Origin of the sequence: Marivirga sp., from assembly GCF_024636815.1 — a bacterium.
GTDB lineage: Bacteria > Bacteroidota > Bacteroidia > Cytophagales > Cyclobacteriaceae > Marivirga.
Genome location: NZ_JAGXGF010000190.1, coordinates 1 through 20,209, shown reverse-complemented (window position 1 = coordinate 20,209; position 20,209 = coordinate 1). Strand labels below are relative to the sequence as shown.

Genomic DNA, 20,209 nt, shown 5'->3' with positions numbered 1-20,209 from the left:
GCATTGTCTCATAATCGTTTATTTTTTATTGAAGTGATGGGAAGAGATTCCGGTTATATTGCCATCAGTAGTGGTATTGCCGGAGGAGCCGTTTCTATTATTATTCCTGAAGAAGAAACTTCCATTGATGAATTAGTTGAAAAGCTAAATAAGGGAGGGAAAAAGAACAAAACTTCAAGTTTAGTAATTGTGGCAGAAGGAGGTAAGTCAGGTTCAGCGATGGAGATTGCACAAAAAGTGACAGAAAAATCCTCTTATTTTGACACAAAAGTGACTATATTAGGTCATCTTCAAAGAGGAGGGACGCCCACCTATTTCGATAGAGTCTTGGCAAGTAAGATGGGCGTAGCAGCAATTGAAGGCTTGGACCAAGGAAAAACAGATGCAATGGTAGGTATAAGGCATCATGATATTATTTTCAATAAATTTGATGATATTATGAATCAGCCTAAAGATATACATAAAGATGATTTAAGAATTGCTAAAATTTTATCAATTTAAGTTATGATTTTAATAGGCACCAGTGGTTCCACAAAATGCGATTGGCAGTTAGTAGACTCCAAAAAATCCTTGGTAAGGAAAAGTACCAAAGGCATTAATCCTTTTTTTATGGATGATGTGGCTATCAGTGATATTGTGAAATCACTTGGGTCTGAAATTATTGATCATAAATCGGAGATAGAGGTAGTTTATTACTTTGGAGCAGGATGTTCCAGTAAACATTTCGCCTCTATGGTGGAAAGAGGACTTTCAATGGTCTTTAATAAATCTCACCTTTATGTGAAAGAAGATATTGTTGCAGCAGCATTTGCAACTTTCAATGGTGAGCCTTCTATTACTGCGCTAATGGGAACCGGTTCAAATTCCTGTCATTTTGATGGAGATATTGTTCGTCAAGAAGTTAGCGGAATGGATTTTATTTTAGGGGATGAAGGCAGTAGAAGTCATTTTGGTAAATTGTTATTGAGTAAATTTTTAAAGAAACAATTGCCAGAGGAAATTTCTCGAGATTTAGAGTATGAATTCCAACTGAATAAAGAAGAAATATTACTAAGCGTTTACATAAAACCCTATGCAAATGTTTATTTAAGTAGTTTTAGCCAATTTATTAAGGAGCGAATAGATCATCCTTATTTGAAAGAAATGGTTAAACAGAGTATTACAGATTTTATTGAAACATATATTTGTAGTATTAAAAATTATGAAAATCTTCCAGTTCATTTTGTAGGTTCTGTACCTTACTTTTTTGAGGATATTGTGAATGAGGTGGTAGAAGAGCATAATTTAATCAAAGGTATATTTATAGAAGAGCCTATTGATTTGTTGGTAGGTTATTTAATTAAGAAACATTATAAAAATTAATATTGCTAGCTAAGATTTCTTAGTTAAGCAATTGTAAGATATATAGAAGTATATGAAATCAGCATAAGTTTTTTTTATCCTAATATTTAAGGAAGATGAATAAAACTATAATGATTTTCATAGCCTGTCCCGATTAGTCGGGCTTGCAATTAAAAATTCAATAATACACACATGAAAGTTAGCATTGGGATCGACATAGGAGGTACTGGGACAAAATTCGGGATTGTAACTTTAGATGGCAAAATTTTATATCAAGGAGCAATTCCTACCCAAACAGAATCTGTTTTTGTAGATTATATTCATTTACTTTCTAATGAAATCCGGAAAGGCTTGGATCCAGAGAAACATGAATTAATAGGGATAGGAGTGGGTGCTCCAAATGCTAATTATCATAAAGGAACTATTGAACATGCTCCTAATTTAAGATGGAAAGGAATTTTGCCTTTAGCAAAAACGCTTGAGGATGAATTTGATGTACCAACGGTTGTAACCAATGATGCTAATGCCGCTGCAGTAGGGGAAATGATTTTTGGTGGAGCCAAAGGGATGAAAGATTTTATAGTCATTACACTTGGGACAGGCTTAGGAGCAGGAATAGTAAGTAATGGTCAATTAGTGAACGGTGCCAATGGTTTTGCAGGAGAACTTGGGCATACTACGGTGACTTACGGAAACGGAAGGTTTTGTGGGTGTGGAAAAAGAGGGTGTTTAGAAACTTATGTTTCTGCAACGGGCATTAAAAGAACAATATATAAGCTTTTAGCTGATTATAGGGAGGATAGTGCTTTAAGGTCTGTGAGTTTTGATGAGTTAAGTCCTGAAATGATTACCAAATATGCCTTAAAAGGAGATGTCATTGCAAAGCAGGCCTTTGAATATACAGGTAGAATATTAGGGACTAAACTAGCTGATACTGTTATACATACTGATCCGGAAGCTATTTTTATATTTGGTGGATTATCTCAGGCTGGAGATTTAATTTTTAATCCGGTTAAAGAGCATCTAGAGTTAAACCTAATGCCAGTTTTCAAAGGTAAGGTAAGAGTTATTTCTTCTCAATTGCAGAATCAATCTGCTCCGATTATTGGTGCGAGCAGCTTAATTGTAGATAAATGGAAGAAAGATGAAATTTCTTTCATGGAGAATAAATAACCTTATCAAGTAATTTTATTCAGGTAGTAATTTTCTAGGTCGAATATTTCTCTGTATTTAAATTTGCTACTTTCCATAGTATTAAAATTCAATGAATTACCATCGATGACTTTTGGGATGATTTTTTCAAATATCAAGTCTTCAGGAAGTTTTGTGGCATTAATTTTATTCTGCCTCTCATTATAATTCTTAAATACTTTTTCATATTCTAAAGAGTTTAACCAAATATCATAAGTGGCATTAATTTTTTCATGATCAGATTTTAGTTCAGATTTAATATGGTTTAGGCTTTTCTTACCGTTTAAATTAGGCGTAAATGGGTTGTATTTTTCCTCAAATGAAAATCTATTACCCAAATTGATGTTGTTTTCATTCATCAATTTTTTTATCATATCGAAGAGCCCTTGTTGTTTTAAGTCTATTAAAATTGAATTAAAAACTTTTAGTTTTTGCCAATCCTCAGTTAGAATGTCAGCTAATTCTTCAAAGGCGAGAAGTACTCTCAGTCTCCTACAAATTTCTAATTTAATTTCACCAAACATTCCATCCAATTCCATTTGAAAGGCATCTTCTTTTCCTTTCAATTGCTTGTTTTGATTTAGAATATCCGTGATGGGTTGGAATTTAACCTTACCATAAAATTCACTTTGATTGATTTCTGCATTTTCAAATTGATTTAAAAAGGCAATAACGCCATCTGTCTTGGTGACTAATTTGAAATGCAAATCAAAAACCAGTACTGCATCCTCTTTATTTGAAATCATAAAATAATGTTTCTAACTTTTAAAAGCGTAAGGGATGGTTGAAATTTGCAACTTTTAGGAAATTCGTTGCTAAACTTAAGTACAATTACTTAACGTTAAAAGTATGAAGGTGTTTTTCTCAGGAAATTATGGTGCTTCATTGTTAAACTCATATTTATCCGGATTTTATTCTAATTTTGCATTGAAATGAATATATCAAGTGAAAACCTGATGCTTGCGGTAGATCAATTAAGTGATTCAGGTTATTTTGTTTGGGATGATTTTGTATCCAAAGAAAATATAAAAAAACTAGTATTAATTGCAGATCAAGGAAACCAATCGGGAGACTTTAAAAAGGCTGGAATAGGAAAGCAAGCACTATTTCAATTAGATAAAAGCGTTAGAGGAGACTACATTCAATGGTTGGATAGAAATAATCAAAACGAAATTATCCATCAATTTTTAGATAAAATCGAATTACTGAAAAATAGCTTAAATGAAACTTGCTATTTAGGTCTTAAAGATTTTGAAATCCATTTTGCTATCTACCCGGAAAATACTTTTTATAAAAAACATGTGGACAGATTTCAGCAGAATGCTCATCGGGTGATTTCATTTGTACTTTACATGAATGAAAATTGGCAAGAGGGGCACGGAGGAGAATTGGCTATTTATTTGGATGATAAAGTTGAGATTGTCCAGCCTCTTGCAGGCCGGTTGTTGTTGTTTAGAAGTGAACTTGAGCATGAGGTTTTGATGTCTTATAGAAACCGATATAGCATAACAGGCTGGATGTTAGACAGAGACATGAGTTTAACTTTTCTTCCTTAATTCATTAAATAAAATAACTTAATATTTAAGTCTTATGGGTTTGCATTTATGCCTATCCAATACTTATTATTGTTAGATATTTCACAAACCAAAATTTTACAAAATGTCATTTAACCCCACTACTTCAAGGAAGCATTATCATTTATTTGATGAAGAGCAAATAGATCATATGTATTTCGATATTTCTCCTGCCGGGGAAATAGATGCCAACAAATATTCATTATATAATTTTACAGGTGATCCTAAGCTGGAATATGCTGAATGGGATAGCCGACTGGATATGATGAACAGTTGGTTTTCAGATATGAAAACCAATGAAAGATTCCTATACGAACGCGAATCTATAAATGGATCAAAAGTAGTATCTAAAATAATAGATCCGGTGACAAAAGAAGTAAGAGAAATGCTCAATTTCGCTTCTAATGATTATTTAAATCTTACTCAAGATCCTAGAATATTAGAAAAAGTAACTGCTATTGCACCTTATTATGGAGCAGGAGCAGGTGGTGTGCCTTTATTAAGCGGCTCAATGAATATTATCAAACAGTTGCAGGAAAAAATAGCTGAAATGAAAGGAATGGAACAAGCCATTGTTTACAGTTCAGGCTATGGGGCTAATATTGGTACTATATCAGGTCTTTTAGGACATAGAGATGTTGCTATATATGATATGTTTGCCCATGCTAGTCTTATAGATGGAAGTAAAGGGTCTAATAAAAAATTCTTCTCACATAATGATCCCGCTTCTTTAGAAAAGGTGTTGAAGAATATTCAAAATAAGTATATCAATAAATTGGTGGTAGTGGATGGAGTATATTCTATGGATGGAGATATATGTAATCTTCCAGAAATATTAGATATAGCACATTACTATGGGGCTTGGGTTTTGGTAGATGAAGCTCATGCAACAGGTGTTATCGGTAAGACTGGAAAAGGCACCTTAGAACATTTTGGTTTGGAAGGAAAGGTCGATATCATAACAGGAACTTTGAGTAAAGCAGTGGGGTCTGTAGGAGGATATGTTGCTGCTTCAAGTCGATTGATTAATTACTTAAAATATACCAGTCGATCCTATATGTTTTCAACTTCTCCTTTTATAGGGTCTGTTGTATCTTCATTAGAAGCACTAAATCTAATTTCAAAGCAAGAAGCTGGAATGGATAAGCTTTGGGAAAATATACATTATGTTAAAAACAGACTATTGAAAGCTGGATTTAACATAGGAAATGCTGAAACGGCTATTTTTCCCCTCATAATTGGTGATGATAATAAGGTAAAGGAAATGACCTATCGCTTACACCTAAAAAATATTTTTGTAAACCCTGTTCCATATCCAGCGGTTCCAAGGAAACTTACTCGTGTGAGAATGACGGTTACGGCAGGCTTTTCTACTGAGCAATTAGATTATACCTTAAATCAAATAGAAGAAATCGGTAAAGATTTAAATATCATATAAATACTGAAAGCGTAGCATGAGGTTTATTGTGCTATGCTTTTCTAAAACCTATCAAGCTGAAATTCACTAGCCCTAATTATTAAAGTTGACATTCAATTGTACGCTTTTGAATCTTTATAATGTTCAAAATCGGACACATTAAATCATATAATTCTTGCAAATCACCTTTTAAACCCAAATTAAGCCACTTACAAAATATGGCACATTCCGTGCATCGAGAGTAAGCATGAACGCATCTATTAACTAAAGAACGAAACATGCAAACGCTTAAGAACATGAAAACTATTTTATCTCTATTAATCCTAACACTTTTTATAACAGGTTTTGCCCAAGCGCAAAATGGCATTGTTAAAGGAGTTTTGAAAGATAACCAGAATGCACCACTTCCATACAGCAATGTGGCAGTTTATCAATCTTCAGATTCAAGCTTAGTAACCGGAACCATCACGGATGCTGAAGGTCAATTTAATATCAATGTGAAATATGGTGATTATTATTTAAAGATTTCCGCAGTTGGTTTTGCAACATATTTTTCCAAAAGCATGACCGTAAATTCTAATAATCCAACATTAGATTTTTCTACTATTAAGCTTGAAGAAGATGTACAAGTAATGGATGCTGTGGAAGTAAAAGCCCTAAGACCACAAGTCATTGTAGAAGCTGATAAGATGGTAGTTTCTGTAGAAGGAACTGCAATGGCGGCAGGTGCTACCGCTTATGAAGTATTGGAGAAATCTCCTGGAGTTTTTGTGGATCAAGATGGAAATATTCAGCTTAATGGTAAATCAGGAGTACAAGTCATGATTGATGGACGTAGATCCTATTTATCTGCTGCTGATCTGCAGAATATGTTGCAAGGAATGTCTGCTGATAATATCAAAACCATAGAAATCATCAATAATCCATCAGCAAAATATGATGCAGAAGGAAATGCCGGCATCATCAATATCACATTGAAGAAAAATAATAGTCAAGGTGTAAATGGTAGTCTGAATGCTGGATATCGATATAATGAAATGCAGAATTACAATACAGGCTTGCAGTTGAACCATAAAAAGGGGGCTTGGAATTCTTTCATAAATGCTGATTTATCGCAAAGAGGAAGAATAAGAGATGCGGAATTCTATCGAGAAATTACTCAAAATAATGGAGTTACTACCATTTTTGATCAGACCGGAAAGGAATATGTAAATAGGGTTGCTCCTTCATTAAGAATTGGAACTGATTATGATATTAATGATATGCAGTCTGTTGGGTTAATGTTAAATATTTATGGTCAAGATGTGTACCATGATTTTGGTTTCGATAGTGATTTGACGCAAGGGGGAAATGATTTTAGGATTGATTCTGATAATAGAATTGACTACCAATTCTTAAATACTCAAGGGAATTTACATTATACCTATAAATTGGATACCAATGGGACTAAGATAACCACAGATTTAAATTATGTAAAGTTATTTAATAATGGAGGAGCTTCATTTGTAAACCGTTTTTATCAAGAGGGCAATTCAGAACCATACGCTATTGAGAATTTGGAAAATGAAAACCCTTTTGCTTATGATATCTATTCGGGACAAGTTGATTTTGAGGGGAAAGTTTTCAATAAAATTAAGATAGAAGCAGGTTTAAAAGCCAGCCATGTTGTTTCTGATAATGAAATTAAATTCTACGAAATAGAGGATAATCAGCGTACTTTAGACCCGAGTAGAACAAATCACTTTGTTTATACAGAACAGATTTTTGCGGGTTATACAAGTATTGCAGGTCAATTAGGAGAGAAGATTTCTTACAAAGCAGGACTTAGAGCAGAACAAACCTATTCGGAAGGGGAATCTTTGACACTCAATACCATTAATGAAAGAAATTATTTCAATCTTTTTCCAAGTTTCTTTTTGCAGCACAATGTTTCGGAAGCCTATCAGGTAAACTATAATTACAGCAGAAGAATAGACCGGCCAAATTACAGCAACCTGAATCCTTTTGTGATGTATTTAGACCCTTATACTTGGGCACAAGGTAATCCATATTTACGTCCACAGTTTACGCACTCCATGTCGGTTACGCAAACCATGTTTGGACAATATAATTTGGTCTTGAATTATAGCTTAACCAGTGATTTTATAGCTGAGGTTCCTCAGCAAAATCCTGAGGACGGAACAACTGTATTCAAACAAGATAATATTGATGACCAGGTTAATTATAGTGCTACTGCCGTAATTCCGATTCAGCCTTTTAAATGGTGGTCAATTAATGGTAATCTTTCAGTTTTTCATCAAGAATTTACTACTTACTTAAACGGAAATCAGATTGAAAATAATGCAACTTCAGCTTTTGCAAGAGCTGGTAATACTTTCATGTTACCTAATGATTTCAAGCTAGAGCTTAATGCAGATTATAGATCAAATACTGTTTGGGGAGTGTATAAAATTGGATCGCAATGGGGAATTGATTTTGCAGTGAAGAAAAGTTTCTTAGATAAAAAATTGGATGCTTCTATAAACATCACGGATATTTTCAGAACCAGAAAATTTGTAGGGAATTCTAATTATAATGGTAATATCAATGAAATAAGTCAGTATTTCGGTCAGCAAAGTATAGGTTTTTCTTTAAGATACCGCTTTAGCAAAGGAGAAGAATTTAAAGCTCGTCAACGTAATGTTAATTTGGAAGAGTTAAACAGAGCAGGAGGATAATATCCAGTTTAGGTTAACAATAAATACTGGATAGCGGTGGTCTGTAAAGACTGCCGTTTTTTTTGCATTCACATTTTAAACAGAATCAATCCCTTTTCCGTAAACATTCGGCACAATATGTGATATTAAATAGATTTTGGATTAAACAAAACAAACTATGAATCAATATTTGAAAACTACAATCGCTGCATTTTTCGGAGGAATAATTGGAGCTCTTTTGATTTATCAATTGACCGATAACAATCAAGAGTTAAAAATTGAAGAATCTTTTTTTCAAACTCCAGTAAGTAAGGTTGCATTTGAAAACTATGAAGAAAGCAATTCGAAAGCTTTAAGTTCTGTTCCTGATGTTGATTTTGTAGAAGCCTCCAAAAACAGCCGTGAAAGTGTGGTCTATATTAAAACTGTATCTGAAGCTTATGGCCGAAGTTCGTGGTTGGATTTATGGCTGGGCGGTGGAGGAAGCATGCAACAAGTGGGCTCTGGTTCTGGTGTGATCTTCAAATCTGATGGATATATCATCACTAATAATCATGTGATTGAAGGTGCAGATGAGATAGAGGTAGTGCGGAAGAAAAAAATCTATAATGCGAGTTTAGTAGGACGTGATCCTTCCACTGACTTAGCAGTATTGAAGATAGATGATACGAATTTGCCTGCCATAAAAATTGGTTCATCCAAAGATTTGAAGGTAGGTTCTTGGGTATTGGCAGTAGGAAATCCATTTAATTTGACATCTACCGTAACAGCAGGAATAGTAAGCGCCAAAGGAAGGGAGCTGAATATTCTAAAAAGTAATTTTCCAATAGAGTCTTTTATCCAAACGGATGCAGCCATTAACCCAGGAAATAGCGGAGGGGCTTTGGTCAACACTCAAGGTGAATTAGTAGGTATTAATACTGCTATTTTATCCAGGACGGGTTCCTATGCCGGCTATGGTTTTGCTGTTCCCATTGACATAGCCAAGAAAATTGCTTCTGATATTATAAAATTTGGTATGGTGCAAAAAGCTTTTCTTGGAGCGGAAGTTTCCAGTTTAACTCCTGAAATTGCAGATAGATTGAATACTGATAATTTAGATGGGGTAGTGGTCAGTTATATTCAGGAAAAGGGGGCTGCTGATAAGGTAAATCTTCAAAAAGGTGATATTATCAGAGAGTTCAATGGAGAAGATGTAAGTACGCATTCAGAGTTTGAAGAAAAGCTAAGTATGTTGTCTCCTGGTGATAAATTGTATTTGACCATTGATAGAAAGGGAAAAACTATTCAAAAAGAATTAATTTTAACCAACAGCGAGAATACTACCGAGTTACTCAAAAGAGATGTTTATTTCTCTAAATCACTAGGAGCAGAATTTGAAAATGTTCCTATGGTAGAGAAAAATTTATTAGATATTAATAGTGGTGTAAGAGTAGTGGATGTGAAAAATGGCTTTTTCAAAAGGCTTAATATTGATGAAGGCTTCATTATTACGGCTATAAATGGCAATAGTGTAGACAACCCTAAAGAGGTGTCGGGAATTTTAGAGTCTGTAAAAGGAAAGGTTGTAATTCAGGGAATCAATAAAAAAGGAGTGAAAGGCTATTATTCTTATTTTTTTTAATCACTTGAGGGTTTAAAAAAGGGCTGTCTCAATATTAGTAGCGAGACAGCCTTTTTTATATGGTTAACAAATGAAATGGATTTTAATCCTCATCATCGTCTTCGTCATCGTCTTCATCAAATGAATCTTCAAAAGCGTCAATCACATCATCAATAGCATCCATCATTGTGTCTGCTAAATCGTTATTTCCATCTTCACCTGAAGGACTAATTTCAATAATTCCATCTTCATTTCCGTCAGTAGCATTGCTAATGTCGACTAATGTAAAAAGGTTATTTAAATCAAACTGAAGATTAATTAATGTAGCTGATGCTTCCTCTAAAGTAAGCATGCCATTTTCAAATTCGATTTCAAAGTCTAAATCTTTATTATGCCAAAATTCAAATGGAGTACCATTTATTGTCCCAGCAATAAAAATTGATTTCTCAAAGATTTCACTTTCGCTATCTTCACTTTCATTAATTGAGAATTCAATTTCTTCATAATTCCCTTCAGGTAAATTAACCTCAGCTAAAATTTGATCTATTCCACTGCTGTCTTCAATTAAATCAACTACAAAAGGACCATCCAATTCAATATCGCTTACAAATGGACCCTCTTCTTCTTGATTGTCATCGTCAACTTCTAATTCAATTTCTTCCACATTTACAATAAAAGAATTGATGATAATTTCATTTACAGCTCTTTTATTAGTTTGGTTTTCATAAGCAGCACTCAATTTTATCACTGCATTTTCCTTATTTGTTCCTACGTTATCATTATCACAGGAGATAAGAAATGAAACTCCGATCATTGCTACTAAAACTTTTGATACCCAAAAGCTTCCCACATTTTCTAATTTGTTCTTTTTCATAATTTTTAAATTTTAATTCATACACAAACACTTAAATCCCACGAATGGAATTATTACTAAGACGAATTATTGAATCTTTTATTTTAACTAATCTGAATATTTTCATTGAAGCCTAAGCAAATTGCATGACATCAATTGTTTAAAATAGGATGGAAGGCTTAAAAAAGTTGATGATTCCCCATATTAAGTAAACTTATGTTTTAGTATTCAATTCTGCACTCCACTTTCGTGCCGTCTTAATTTTTTGTCGGAGAATTGAGGGAATAATTTCTCATTATTAAAGATGGGGCGTTCGTTAATTAAAATATCCAAATCAGGTTGCCCCGCATTTACCCAAGCGGTATACCAAAAATCTCCTACCAATTTTATAGAGTTGCGCATTCTTCTTTCTACTTGTCCGCTAAGCATATTATGATAAGCTTTTGAAAAATCTCTAGAGTAAACTTTCATATTGACATTACCCCTCAGTTCAGAGCTATATTTTGAATCGTCAGACATTTTCTTGGTCAATTTTTTCTCAAAATCAAACACAGAATCTAATGCTAAATGTGCATCTTTTACTGCATCCCAAATGGCTAGCTGGGTATTGTCAATATATTCAGCTTTCCCAATAAAAAAATCGTAATCTGAAGAGAAAAGCTCGGGTAGTCGAGATTCCCAAAACCCATGAATTCCATATTGACCAGTTAATTGCCCGTTATAATTTTCAGTCGTATGTAAAGGAACATTTGCATCAGCGATATAATGTCCCAAATCAGCCGAATAGCGCAAAATGTCTTCTGCATTATTTTCTTTAAAGGCTTTGGTTAATTGGTAGGTGACTAAATGCACATGCCAGGGCACAATTCCATAAGCTTGTAAAGAATCTTCTGTATATTTTCCAACTGCATCATTCCAATATCGTGGTAATTTGTAAACTGCGCTATCTCCATAAACATCCAAATCAATATAATGCCTCGGAGCCTCGTAATCTACTGCATATCGTCTTCTATCAGGGTTTACCGCATTTTCGGTAATGTATTGAATATGATGTTTATAAAATGTAATCATTTCTGGAGGAAGGGTAAAAACAGCTAATCGATTAATTTTTTGGTGAGCAAAGAAACCCCAGTTTGGCTTTCTGCTAGAGTCAAAAGAAAAGGAACTGAATATGAAAACTAAAATTATTATGTGGAGAGAAATACGCTTCATCTTATGGTTTTAGCTGATTGATATTCTAAATTAAAAATTGTATTCGTAAAAACCATAGAACTGAATTCAAATAAGTAGCAGTGTTTCTAATAAATAAACGTATTTTTGTGAATCAATTTAAGATAAGAGCATGAATTCTCGGGATTTGTGATTATTTCTTAAAATAAATAATGATAATAACGAATAGGCTTTGTTTAATAAAACAAATTCTTTTAAATTTGCAGTCCTTAAAGAGAAAGCAAGAATTTCAATAGACATAAATCAATATGGCAAATCACAAGTCAGCATTAAAAAGAATTCGCTCAAGTGCGGCAAAACGTTTGAGAAACAGATATCAGGCTAAAACTACGAGAACTTATATTCGTAAATTAAGAGCTACAGAAGACAAAGCGCAAGCTGAGGAACTATTGAAAACTGTAACTTCGATGTTAGACAGATTAGCGAAAAAGAATATTATCCACAGAAAAAAAGCGGATAATAACAAATCTAAATTAGCGAAGCACGTAGCTAAATTAGCTTAAAAACTTAAAAGATTTTTATCTTAAGCCTCAACTCTATCAGTTGAGGCTTTTTTAGTTTATACTAATTTGATGACTTTTGGGACTAATTATATTGATATTAATTTTAGTTAATCTATAGATTGTCTCATTTAATTATCTGATAGGCTCTTTTTTATTTTCAACCTTAATTTATCCCCAATGGAAAAGGAACAGTATTCAGCCGTTTCAAGTATCAAAAGCTGGGCAGAAGCCGATAGACCTAGAGAAAAATTATTAACTCATGGCCGCACTGTTTTATCTGATGCTGAATTGATAGCCATTTTAATTGGTTCTGGAACCCAATCTTTATCAGCAATTGACGTTGGTAAAAATATTTTAGGTGAGGTCAATAATGATTTAAATCATCTGGCTAAATTTTCAGTAAAGGAATTAATGAAGTTCAGAGGAATAGGTCAGGCTAAAGCGATTTCAATTATTGCGGCACTTGAATTGGGAAGGCGAAGAAAAGAATCAGCAGTTCAGGAAAAGCCTAAAATTGTTAGCTCTCAAGATGCTTATGAATTGCTTAAATCCGTTATGTTGGATTTACATCATGAGGAATTTTGGGTGATTATGATGAATAGGGCTAATAGAGTTATTCGGATGAAGAGAGTTAGTAGTGGTGGAATTTCAGGTACTGTAGCCGATGTAAAAATTATTTTTAAAGAAGCTATAGATCAAATGGCTTCAGCTTTAATATTGGCTCACAACCATCCTTCAGGTAACCGTAACCCTAGTGATCAAGATGTCCGTTTGACTAGAAAAATGAAAGAAAGTGGTTTACTCCTGGATATTCCAGTGCTGGATCATATTATATTTGCAGAAGATAAATATTATAGCTTTGCAGATGAAGCAATGCTTTAAAATTGAAAAATAGATTATGGATAATAACCCCGAATTAAGCGGAAAATATTTAGGGACAATTACTGAGGATTTTGTAGCCATTTCAGATACTTTGAAGGAGGCTTCTTATGCAGTGCGTCAGCGAGGATTTTCTGAATATCCCATCTTTCCAATATGTAAAACTGAACAACCAATCGGTCAGGTTTTGATAGGTGCAGGTGAGCTAAATCTTACCTGGAATTATTTCATTACTTATTTGGATGAATTTGTACAAAGAAAAATAGTGGATGAAGACAAAATTGAAGAATTTAAACAAGCTTATAAAAACCCTGATGAATTTTGTTGCTTATTTGTAATTGATACTGATATGACCAGCTTTGTTTATGTGCCTTATCCAGAAGATTGATCCTTTCTCTTTTCTTGAATGAGAGATAAAGCAGTTCGACTCAAACTATCATTCATCTTTCTGATTACTACATCCATTTGTTCTGCGGTTGCCTTTAATTTGTCTACTAAATAAGCGGGGTCGTCATATTTATCAAATAGTGTGGTTAAACCCATCATGCTAGTTAGTGGTCCTCTGAGCTCATGAGATGTTTGGAAAGCATATTCAGTAAAATCATCTAATAATTTTTGCTGATTGATTTCTAGGCTTTTCTTTACTGTTATATCATAACTTATAGTTAGAAACTTATAGACTTCTCCATGATGGTTTTTAATTGGACTTATAACAATATCTACCCAGTAAAAATCTCCCGCTTTATTTCTGCTTTTAATATCTGCCCTCCAAATCTCCCCTGCTTTTATATTTTGCCACATTTCATTCCATAGTTTAGGGCTATGATATCCTGATTCTAAAATTTCTATGGGCTTACCTATAAGTTCGTTTTTACTATATCCACTAACTTTACAAAATTCACTGTTTACTTCTTGTATATTTCCATTTATACCAGTGACAAATACTAATGCTGCCCTATCCAAAGCTGTTTCAAATTTTTCACGTTCTATTTCTGCCAATATTTTTTTGTTAACGTTTATAGCATTTACAATTCTGCATTCCTTTCCTTTATAAATTGTCGTATGAGAAAATATATTTACATAAAAATAATTCCCGAATTTATCCTGATGTAACCAGTCTCCACAATCGGCAAATTCTTCTTTTATATTTTTTAAGAATGATTGTAATTTTTCTTTTTCTGATTCTGGCCTCAAATCATTTACGGTTAGATGAGTCATTTCCTCAGTAGAATATCCATATTGAATGCTTGCAGACCGGTTAGCTAATAAGATATTTTGAGAACTCAATTCAAAAATTAACATCGGATTCGGATTATCCTGAAATAATCTCATAAAGTCATTTTTTACTAATTCTATGGACCTAGTTTTTCTATGGATAAGGTAATATAAAAGTGCTGTTGTAAGCGCTACATAAAAAAAACCTTTCAATTGACTTAATGTGGTAATAAGCTCTGACTCTAAATTAAATTTATCAGCAAAAAAGAAAAGCAGCGCATCACTCAAGCCGATCCATATTATTCCTGCTGATAAGTAAATTAGCGGAATAAGCCAGTCTTTTTCTTCAAGTTTCATCGATGATTTGGTTGCTTTTAATTTTAAACTTCTTTGGTGAAGGTAAAAAAATCAGTTTATAATACGATTAAAACGCTGGTTTAATTACACCTAAGTATTAATTTTTGAGTAGTTAATTCCATTTATAAGAAGTCGTTCTGCTATCTATGTTTTATCTTTGTGATAAATCAGAATAAATATGGCAAAGCAAGCAAAGAATCCAAAAGATACTTACACCATTATGACGGAATTGGTATTACCCAATGACACCAATCCTTTGAATAATTTAATGGGAGGTAGATTAATGCATTGGATGGATATAGTTTCTGCCATAGCAGCGCAGAAGCATTGCAATAGAATAGTGGTAACCGCCTCTGTTGATAATATTTCCTTTCAACATCCCATTGCTTTGGGAGATGTTGTTACTTTAGAAGCTAAGGTGACAAGGGCATTCAGTTCTTCAGTTGAAGTCCATATTGTTGTAAAAGGTGAAAATATTCCTTCAGGTAAAAAATACCCATCAAATTCGGCATTCTTTACCTTTGTGGCTGTAGATCAATCAGGCAGACCTATTGATGTTCCTGAATTAATTCCGGAAACCGAAGAGGAGCAAGAATTATTTGATGGAGCTTTACGAAGAAGACAGTTACGTTTAGTTTTAGGAAAAAGAATGAAACCGGAAGATGCTACAGAATTAAAATCTATTTTTAAATTGGATGAATAATGGAAATAGAAAGGGACTATTTAGCACAAATATTTGATGGTGATCAGCTTTATGTCTTTCAAAATGAAGGGGAGGAAGTTAAATATGATATTGAAAGAGATAATTCAATTCCTGCAGAAGTAAATGAGCCAGAACCTAAAATGAAATCTGATGCTCCAAAAGCTTCATTACCTGAAAAGAAAGTTGTGATTTTAATTGACAAAGATTTAGGAAGTCAAGAAAAGGATACGCTTAGTAAATTATTAAAAGCCATCAATATAGAAGAAGGTCATTATGAAATTATTCATGAGCATCCTGAGCAACTAAAATCCATTCAGCACTTGAGGCTATTCCTCTCTTTTCATAATCAATTCGTACAGTCATCTCAGTACGCAATTCTAAAAATAAATAAGGGTAATGCCATATATGCTCATGATCTTATTGAGCTTAACAAAGACACTTCTAAGAAGGTGATGCTTTGGAATTTACTTAAAACAATCGTTTAATTTTTTAGATTTAAAGGCTTGACTTTTATTTATGTATTTATTAAGTTTATATTATGAATTAAATTATTTCTATAATCCATAGAAGTTTAACCTAATATTATGTTCGAGCCATTAGATCCACTATTACATTCGCAATTAAGATTGGCTGTCATGAGTTTGTTAATGAATGCGGCCGAGGCGGACTTTAATTTAATAAAGGAAAAAACCAATGCCACTTCCGGTAATTTAAGTGTACAGCTTAATAAATTAAAAAATGCAGGCTATATTAAAGTACATAAAACTTTTAAAGATAATTACCCTCACACTACTTGCAGAATAACTGAAAAGGGTATTGATGCATTTGAAATATATCTGAACGCATTAAGATCGTACATTAAACCAACAGATTGATTTAATTTTAGACTATTGAAATTTTTATAAAATAGTTTATTATTTAAATTAGATTATATAAATAACTATTCAGGCTGTTATTTAAGTAACTAGTTTTTCTAATAATCCCCTTTCATTTTATTATACAACTATAAAAGTTGGATTTGAATATTAATAGTTTTTTTATTCAATCTTAAGTCGTCTTTATATTTCATATATGTAAAAGATTGATAAATTAATGAAATAAGTATGCTGAAATCTATTATTTTTAATCTCAATAAGTTATTTTAAGTCTTCGTTTTTAACTGTTATTGTGAATATTCTATTAAAACTAATTTTTCTATCAGTCACAATGCTTTTTTGTTATCAAAGCAATGGACAGGATCAATTCCTTCAAAAAGGTGATTCATGTTTTAAAGTGGAGGATTATCCTTGTGCAATTCAATATTATACTAAAATCGAAAAGGATTCTATAGAATTTAAATCTGAAAAACAGAATCTTGAATTTTACCTAAAATATTCAAATTCATTATTTATTCTAGGAGAATATCCTAATTCGTTAATTAGTTATAAAAAGTTAAAAACCTTAGCAATTCAAAATCAAAATAAATTTTATGAAGGAAAAGCACGCTCCGGAATATCTCATTCGCTGTGGCGAATGACAGAAAATGTGAAAGCAATAGAGGAAATTTTGAAAGCGATTGATATTTTTGAGCAATTGAATGATACCTCTAATTTAATTGAAGCCTCTAATATTTTGGCAGGAATTTATGTAAGTATTCAAAAATATGGCGATGCCCGAGAAATATATCAGGAGATGTTGGAAAAAGCCATCCAATCAAATGATTCATTTAATATTGCCGGTAATTATGAATATTTAGGAATAGTAGATTACTTTGATGGAGACTATCAAAGCGCCATTGATAATTATAAAAAATCCCTTGAAATTAATAAGAAAGTTGATAATTCATTCAGGATTTCGATAAATCTAGGAAATTTAGCCGAACCAAAAATGGAGTTGGAGGAATACCAAGAAGCTTTGGATTTACTCAGTCAAGCAATAAAACTACAAGAAAAATATAATTACAAATCAGTATTAATTTATAGTTATTATACCATAGGTAAAATTTATACTCGTACCCAATCTTATGATAGTGGAATATTTTATTATAAAAAATCTCTTCAAATGATGGATGAAACCTCTGAAACTAGAGATAAACAAGAGGTTTATAGACTCATTGCAGAAAATTATGCTAAACATGGTTCCTTTAACAAGGCTTATGAATATTATAAATTACATAGTAGAGAAAAAGATTCTTTAATTGTTTCAGAAAGGACCAAAGAATTAGAAGAAATAAAAACACGCTACGAGGTTGAAAATAAAACTAAAGAAAATGAATACTTAGTATTTGAGAATTCAAAAAAACAAAAAGAACTAACTGCCCAAAAAGAGCTTATTCAATTACAATATGCCATTGGAATTCTTATTGTTTTATTCTTGATCATTTCCCTCTTTTTAGCTTATAAGTTATATAGAGTTCGACAAACACTTATCAACGCAAATAAGAGTAAAGACAAACTTTTTGGAATTATAGCTCATGATTTAAAAGGTCCAATAAGGAATATAGAGGCTATGCTGCAATTATTGCAGAGTGAGCAGAAAGAGAATAGGAAAGCACAATATTTTGATTACTTAACACAATCAATTCAAAATTTATCGGCACTTACTAATCAATTACTTTCTTGGACTTTTAGCCATAAAGGAGATTTTAATTTTGAAATGCAGAAACTTTCAATTAGGAAAATTTCAGATAGAACTATTGAATTATTTGATTATCAACTCGCAGAGAAGGACATTAAGGTGATTAATTCTATAAATGATGATTTCTTTGTATTAGCCGATGAAAATGCATTATTAACTATATTCCGAAATTTAATTTCTAATGCAGTTAAATTTACTCAGAAAGGTGGAGAGATTAAATTGGAAACTGAAAAACTAGATAATTTTATAGAAATCCAAATACAAGATAGTGGTGTTGGTATGAGTAAAAATGCGATTCACAAAGTTTTAGAAGGTGAACATGTAATCAGTAGTTCTGGAACTGATAATGAGAAGGGAAGTGGCTTAGGATTTTCCATTGTTATTGAATTTATCAAAAAGCTTAAAGGAAAAATTGATATTAAGAGCGATGGTGAGAATGGAACTACCGTTATCTTGAAATTAAAAAAAGCCTAATTTAAAATTGATAATTTAAAATTAATTGAGAATGAAAAATTTGCTCATGATAAAATGAATCTTCTGCAAATCCATCAGGTATAATATATGAATTTAATAATCTAAGCTTTAAGACTTTCCATTCACCTTTTAAATGAGTCTGAACATCAATACTTAATTGTGTTAATGAATTTTCTTCTACGTCTTGATAAAAAGTACTATGCACTCCATAAACTCCTACATTTAATGATTCCCAATTTTTAAATGGTTGTGTATCAAATTTAAGAGTCTGGCTGTTGGTATCCTCCAATCCTTCTATTCTATGACGGCTGATAAAGGTATAAAAAGGTTCTGACCCCCATTCTGAAGGGAACTTGAAAGCATCACCCGTGAGGCTGTAGGATTGATTATATGATATCTGCCATTTATTATTGTCCCATTGCAACTGTCCAGATAAAAGCTGAGCCTGATAATCAGTATTCAGATACTTATTTCCTCCCAATGAATTTTGGAAAAGGTATTGCAATCCTAATTTAATGTGGTTTTGAGTAAATTCTAGCTGGTTAAATGACACGAAACTTACCCTGTCAATATAATATTGCCAAGAGTGAAAACTGATATGGTCATTTGGTAAATAATGCCCGCCTAGCATACCTAATCCTCTTGTGTTTATAATAGTATGCTCTGTGTCAGCATTAAGCAGATGATCGTATAACCCTATGCTTTCACTGATACTTACCCATTCGGTGGTGGAGCGAGGAGACACTTTGTTGAAAAATCCACCATTGATTTCGAATTGATGTCCTTCATTCCAATCTAGCCAAATTCCTTGAAAGGCTGATGGCTTCATTCTGGAATCTTGTGGATTTATCAATGGAGTATTTAGAAGCATTTTCCCTAGCTTTAAATAAGAATCTTTATAGCGGTACTTAATGAATAGCTCTTCCAACCGGTCTAGATCATGTTTGTTATTTGGGTCTTCCAAATCAAATAATTGCCGTTCCCATTTTGGGGTATATGGATTATTAGTTGTGTTGCTTAAATCAGTTGATAAAATATTGTAGGTATAAATCCCTCCAACTCCCATTTGGAACCCATGCCAATAAGCACTATGATAATAAATTCGACCACCTAAGCCTAAAGCACCACTAAAATTTTGAGATTCTGGTCGATAGGTTTGAATGGAATTGGATCTGAATAATCCGCTTAAATGCCCATTTTTGAACCACTCATGAAAACTACGGGCTTCATTTGGATTAAATGAACCGTGTTTTACGGAATCGATAGATTCAAATTGCTGATGGCTGTTCTGCGCTTGCAAAAAGAAAGGAACCATCATCAGAAGTAAAAAATATGAATAGTATTTCATATATAAAGGTTAAAAAAGAGGCTCACTTAAATCTTAAGAGAGCCTCTGTTCTACAAGTAAATTATTATTAACCTGAGTTCGATTCTAATTTAGGATTCAGAACGCCTGTAAATAGTGAGTTTCAACTAAAAATTCTGAAGCAATAGCGGGCTATTGTAAGGAATTTTTAGGAAGAAAATCGCTGTTTACAGGTGGGATAGGAAAAGCCT

At 32.7% G+C, this 20,209-nt stretch carries 19 protein-coding genes; 14 read left to right on the top strand and 5 right to left on the bottom strand.

Annotation, left to right across the window (positions count from 1 at the left end; all coding sequences use genetic code 11):
* The 3 genes from Q0L29_RS13840 to Q0L29_RS13830 all read left to right on the top strand — a co-directional run.
* A partial coding sequence (locus Q0L29_RS13840; protein WP_296622585.1) for a 6-phosphofructokinase occupies positions 1–501 on the top strand: 501 nt, incomplete at its 5' end.
* A 3-nt stretch (positions 502–504) separates the two neighbouring features.
* Positions 505–1,362, top strand: a complete 858-nt coding sequence (locus tag Q0L29_RS13835; RefSeq protein ID WP_296622583.1) for a hypothetical protein — start codon at positions 505–507, stop codon at positions 1,360–1,362.
* Between the two features lie 171 nt (positions 1,363–1,533).
* Complete coding sequence (locus Q0L29_RS13830; RefSeq protein ID WP_296622582.1) at positions 1,534–2,514, top strand: ROK family protein; 981 nt, start codon at positions 1,534–1,536, stop codon at positions 2,512–2,514.
* A 5-nt stretch (positions 2,515–2,519) separates the two neighbouring features.
* Here Q0L29_RS13830 and Q0L29_RS13825 read toward each other — a convergent pair whose 3' ends face one another.
* Entirely contained in the window at positions 2,520–3,278 is a 759-nt protein-coding gene (locus Q0L29_RS13825; protein ID WP_296622580.1) for a hypothetical protein, read from the bottom strand.
* A 186-nt stretch (positions 3,279–3,464) separates the two neighbouring features.
* Here Q0L29_RS13825 and Q0L29_RS13820 point away from each other — a divergent pair, with 186 nt between their 5' ends.
* The 4 genes from Q0L29_RS13820 to Q0L29_RS13805 all read left to right on the top strand — a co-directional run bounded on the left by Q0L29_RS13820 (position 3,465) and on the right by Q0L29_RS13805 (position 9,843).
* The gene (locus tag Q0L29_RS13820; RefSeq protein ID WP_296622579.1) at positions 3,465–4,088 is read left to right on the top strand and encodes a 2OG-Fe(II) oxygenase; all 624 of its coding nucleotides are present in this window, start codon (positions 3,465–3,467) and stop codon (positions 4,086–4,088) included.
* Between the two features lie 103 nt (positions 4,089–4,191).
* Positions 4,192–5,544 (top strand): aminotransferase class I/II-fold pyridoxal phosphate-dependent enzyme, encoded by a 1,353-nt coding sequence (locus Q0L29_RS13815; protein WP_296622577.1) that lies wholly within the window; start codon positions 4,192–4,194, stop codon positions 5,542–5,544.
* A gap of 275 nt (positions 5,545–5,819) precedes the next feature.
* Complete coding sequence (locus tag Q0L29_RS13810) at positions 5,820–8,240, top strand: TonB-dependent receptor (protein WP_296622576.1); 2,421 nt, start codon at positions 5,820–5,822, stop codon at positions 8,238–8,240.
* A gap of 157 nt (positions 8,241–8,397) precedes the next feature.
* Complete coding sequence (locus Q0L29_RS13805; protein WP_296622575.1) at positions 8,398–9,843, top strand: trypsin-like peptidase domain-containing protein; 1,446 nt, start codon at positions 8,398–8,400, stop codon at positions 9,841–9,843.
* Between the two features lie 82 nt (positions 9,844–9,925).
* Here the strand turns inward: Q0L29_RS13805 and Q0L29_RS13800 are convergent, their stop codons facing one another.
* Positions 9,926–10,696, bottom strand: a complete 771-nt coding sequence (locus tag Q0L29_RS13800; RefSeq protein WP_296622573.1) for a DUF4382 domain-containing protein — start codon at positions 10,694–10,696, stop codon at positions 9,926–9,928.
* A gap of 207 nt (positions 10,697–10,903) precedes the next feature.
* Entirely contained in the window at positions 10,904–11,887 is a 984-nt protein-coding gene (locus Q0L29_RS13795) for a zinc dependent phospholipase C family protein (RefSeq protein WP_296622571.1), read from the bottom strand.
* A gap of 266 nt (positions 11,888–12,153) precedes the next feature.
* Between Q0L29_RS13795 and rpsT the strand changes: the two genes are divergently transcribed.
* From rpsT to Q0L29_RS13780, 3 genes are all read left to right on the top strand, one after another.
* Positions 12,154–12,408, top strand: a complete 255-nt coding sequence (gene rpsT, locus Q0L29_RS13790) for a 30S ribosomal protein S20 (protein WP_296622569.1) — start codon at positions 12,154–12,156, stop codon at positions 12,406–12,408.
* A gap of 177 nt (positions 12,409–12,585) precedes the next feature.
* The gene (gene radC, locus Q0L29_RS13785) at positions 12,586–13,290 is read left to right on the top strand and encodes a DNA repair protein RadC (protein ID WP_296622568.1); all 705 of its coding nucleotides are present in this window, start codon (positions 12,586–12,588) and stop codon (positions 13,288–13,290) included.
* A gap of 16 nt (positions 13,291–13,306) precedes the next feature.
* Positions 13,307–13,675 carry a hypothetical protein gene (locus tag Q0L29_RS13780; RefSeq protein ID WP_296622566.1) on the top strand — a complete coding sequence of 123 codons (369 nt, stop codon included), beginning with the start codon at positions 13,307–13,309 and terminating at the stop codon, positions 13,673–13,675.
* Here Q0L29_RS13780 and Q0L29_RS13775 read toward each other — a convergent pair.
* Positions 13,660–14,859: a PAS domain S-box protein gene (locus tag Q0L29_RS13775; protein WP_296622564.1), complete on the bottom strand. Its 1,200-nt coding sequence runs from the start codon at positions 14,857–14,859 to the stop codon at positions 13,660–13,662. The two genes, Q0L29_RS13780 and Q0L29_RS13775, sit on opposite strands and share 16 nt — an antisense overlap.
* A gap of 178 nt (positions 14,860–15,037) precedes the next feature.
* On the opposite strand from Q0L29_RS13775, the gene Q0L29_RS13770 reads away from it, so the two are divergent.
* From Q0L29_RS13770 to Q0L29_RS13755, 4 genes are all read left to right on the top strand, one after another.
* Positions 15,038–15,562 carry an acyl-CoA thioesterase gene (locus tag Q0L29_RS13770; RefSeq protein WP_296622562.1) on the top strand — a complete coding sequence of 175 codons (525 nt, stop codon included), beginning with the start codon at positions 15,038–15,040 and terminating at the stop codon, positions 15,560–15,562.
* Complete coding sequence (locus Q0L29_RS13765) at positions 15,562–16,047, top strand: hypothetical protein (RefSeq protein ID WP_296622561.1); 486 nt, start codon at positions 15,562–15,564, stop codon at positions 16,045–16,047. The genes Q0L29_RS13770 and Q0L29_RS13765 overlap by 1 nt, the downstream gene beginning before the upstream one ends.
* Positions 16,048–16,146: 99 nt before the next feature.
* Positions 16,147–16,437 carry a transcriptional regulator gene (locus Q0L29_RS13760; protein WP_296622559.1) on the top strand — a complete coding sequence of 97 codons (291 nt, stop codon included), beginning with the start codon at positions 16,147–16,149 and terminating at the stop codon, positions 16,435–16,437.
* A 331-nt stretch (positions 16,438–16,768) separates the two neighbouring features.
* A complete protein-coding gene (locus Q0L29_RS13755) occupies positions 16,769–18,652 on the top strand; it encodes a tetratricopeptide repeat-containing sensor histidine kinase (RefSeq protein WP_296622557.1) in 1,884 nt (627 codons plus the stop codon).
* 1 nt (position 18,653) lies between these two features.
* On the opposite strand, the gene Q0L29_RS13750 is transcribed toward Q0L29_RS13755, so the two are convergent.
* Positions 18,654–20,000, bottom strand: coding sequence for an OprD family outer membrane porin (locus Q0L29_RS13750; RefSeq protein ID WP_296622556.1), 1,347 nt, complete (start codon positions 19,998–20,000; stop codon positions 18,654–18,656).
* Positions 20,001–20,209 lie beyond the last annotated feature (209 nt).

What these genes read in the sequence shown, in the direction of transcription:
- Q0L29_RS13775 (WP_296622564.1), bottom strand. Translation starts at nt 14,859, where the DNA reads ATGAAACTTGAAGAAAAAGACTGGCTTATTCCGCTAATTTACTTATCA.
- Q0L29_RS13825 (WP_296622580.1), bottom strand. Translation starts at nt 3,278, where the DNA reads ATGATTTCAAATAAAGAGGATGCAGTACTGGTTTTTGATTTGCATTTC.
- Q0L29_RS13755 (WP_296622557.1), top strand. Translation starts at nt 16,769, where the DNA reads ATGCTTTTTTGTTATCAAAGCAATGGACAGGATCAATTCCTTCAAAAA.
- Q0L29_RS13770 (WP_296622562.1), top strand. Translation starts at nt 15,038, where the DNA reads ATGGCAAAGCAAGCAAAGAATCCAAAAGATACTTACACCATTATGACG.
- Q0L29_RS13835 (WP_296622583.1), top strand. Translation starts at nt 505, where the DNA reads ATGATTTTAATAGGCACCAGTGGTTCCACAAAATGCGATTGGCAGTTA.
- Q0L29_RS13750 (WP_296622556.1), bottom strand. Translation starts at nt 20,000, where the DNA reads ATGAAATACTATTCATATTTTTTACTTCTGATGATGGTTCCTTTCTTT.
- Q0L29_RS13765 (WP_296622561.1), top strand. Translation starts at nt 15,562, where the DNA reads ATGGAAATAGAAAGGGACTATTTAGCACAAATATTTGATGGTGATCAG.
- Q0L29_RS13805 (WP_296622575.1), top strand. Translation starts at nt 8,398, where the DNA reads ATGAATCAATATTTGAAAACTACAATCGCTGCATTTTTCGGAGGAATA.
- Q0L29_RS13830 (WP_296622582.1), top strand. Translation starts at nt 1,534, where the DNA reads ATGAAAGTTAGCATTGGGATCGACATAGGAGGTACTGGGACAAAATTC.
- Q0L29_RS13810 (WP_296622576.1), top strand. Translation starts at nt 5,820, where the DNA reads ATGAAAACTATTTTATCTCTATTAATCCTAACACTTTTTATAACAGGT.
- Q0L29_RS13800 (WP_296622573.1), bottom strand. Translation starts at nt 10,696, where the DNA reads ATGAAAAAGAACAAATTAGAAAATGTGGGAAGCTTTTGGGTATCAAAA.
- Q0L29_RS13795 (WP_296622571.1), bottom strand. Translation starts at nt 11,887, where the DNA reads ATGAAGCGTATTTCTCTCCACATAATAATTTTAGTTTTCATATTCAGT.
- Q0L29_RS13780 (WP_296622566.1), top strand. Translation starts at nt 13,307, where the DNA reads ATGGATAATAACCCCGAATTAAGCGGAAAATATTTAGGGACAATTACT.
- Q0L29_RS13815 (WP_296622577.1), top strand. Translation starts at nt 4,192, where the DNA reads ATGTCATTTAACCCCACTACTTCAAGGAAGCATTATCATTTATTTGAT.
- rpsT (WP_296622569.1), top strand. Translation starts at nt 12,154, where the DNA reads ATGGCAAATCACAAGTCAGCATTAAAAAGAATTCGCTCAAGTGCGGCA.
- Q0L29_RS13820 (WP_296622579.1), top strand. Translation starts at nt 3,465, where the DNA reads ATGAATATATCAAGTGAAAACCTGATGCTTGCGGTAGATCAATTAAGT.
- radC (WP_296622568.1), top strand. Translation starts at nt 12,586, where the DNA reads ATGGAAAAGGAACAGTATTCAGCCGTTTCAAGTATCAAAAGCTGGGCA.
- Q0L29_RS13760 (WP_296622559.1), top strand. Translation starts at nt 16,147, where the DNA reads ATGTTCGAGCCATTAGATCCACTATTACATTCGCAATTAAGATTGGCT.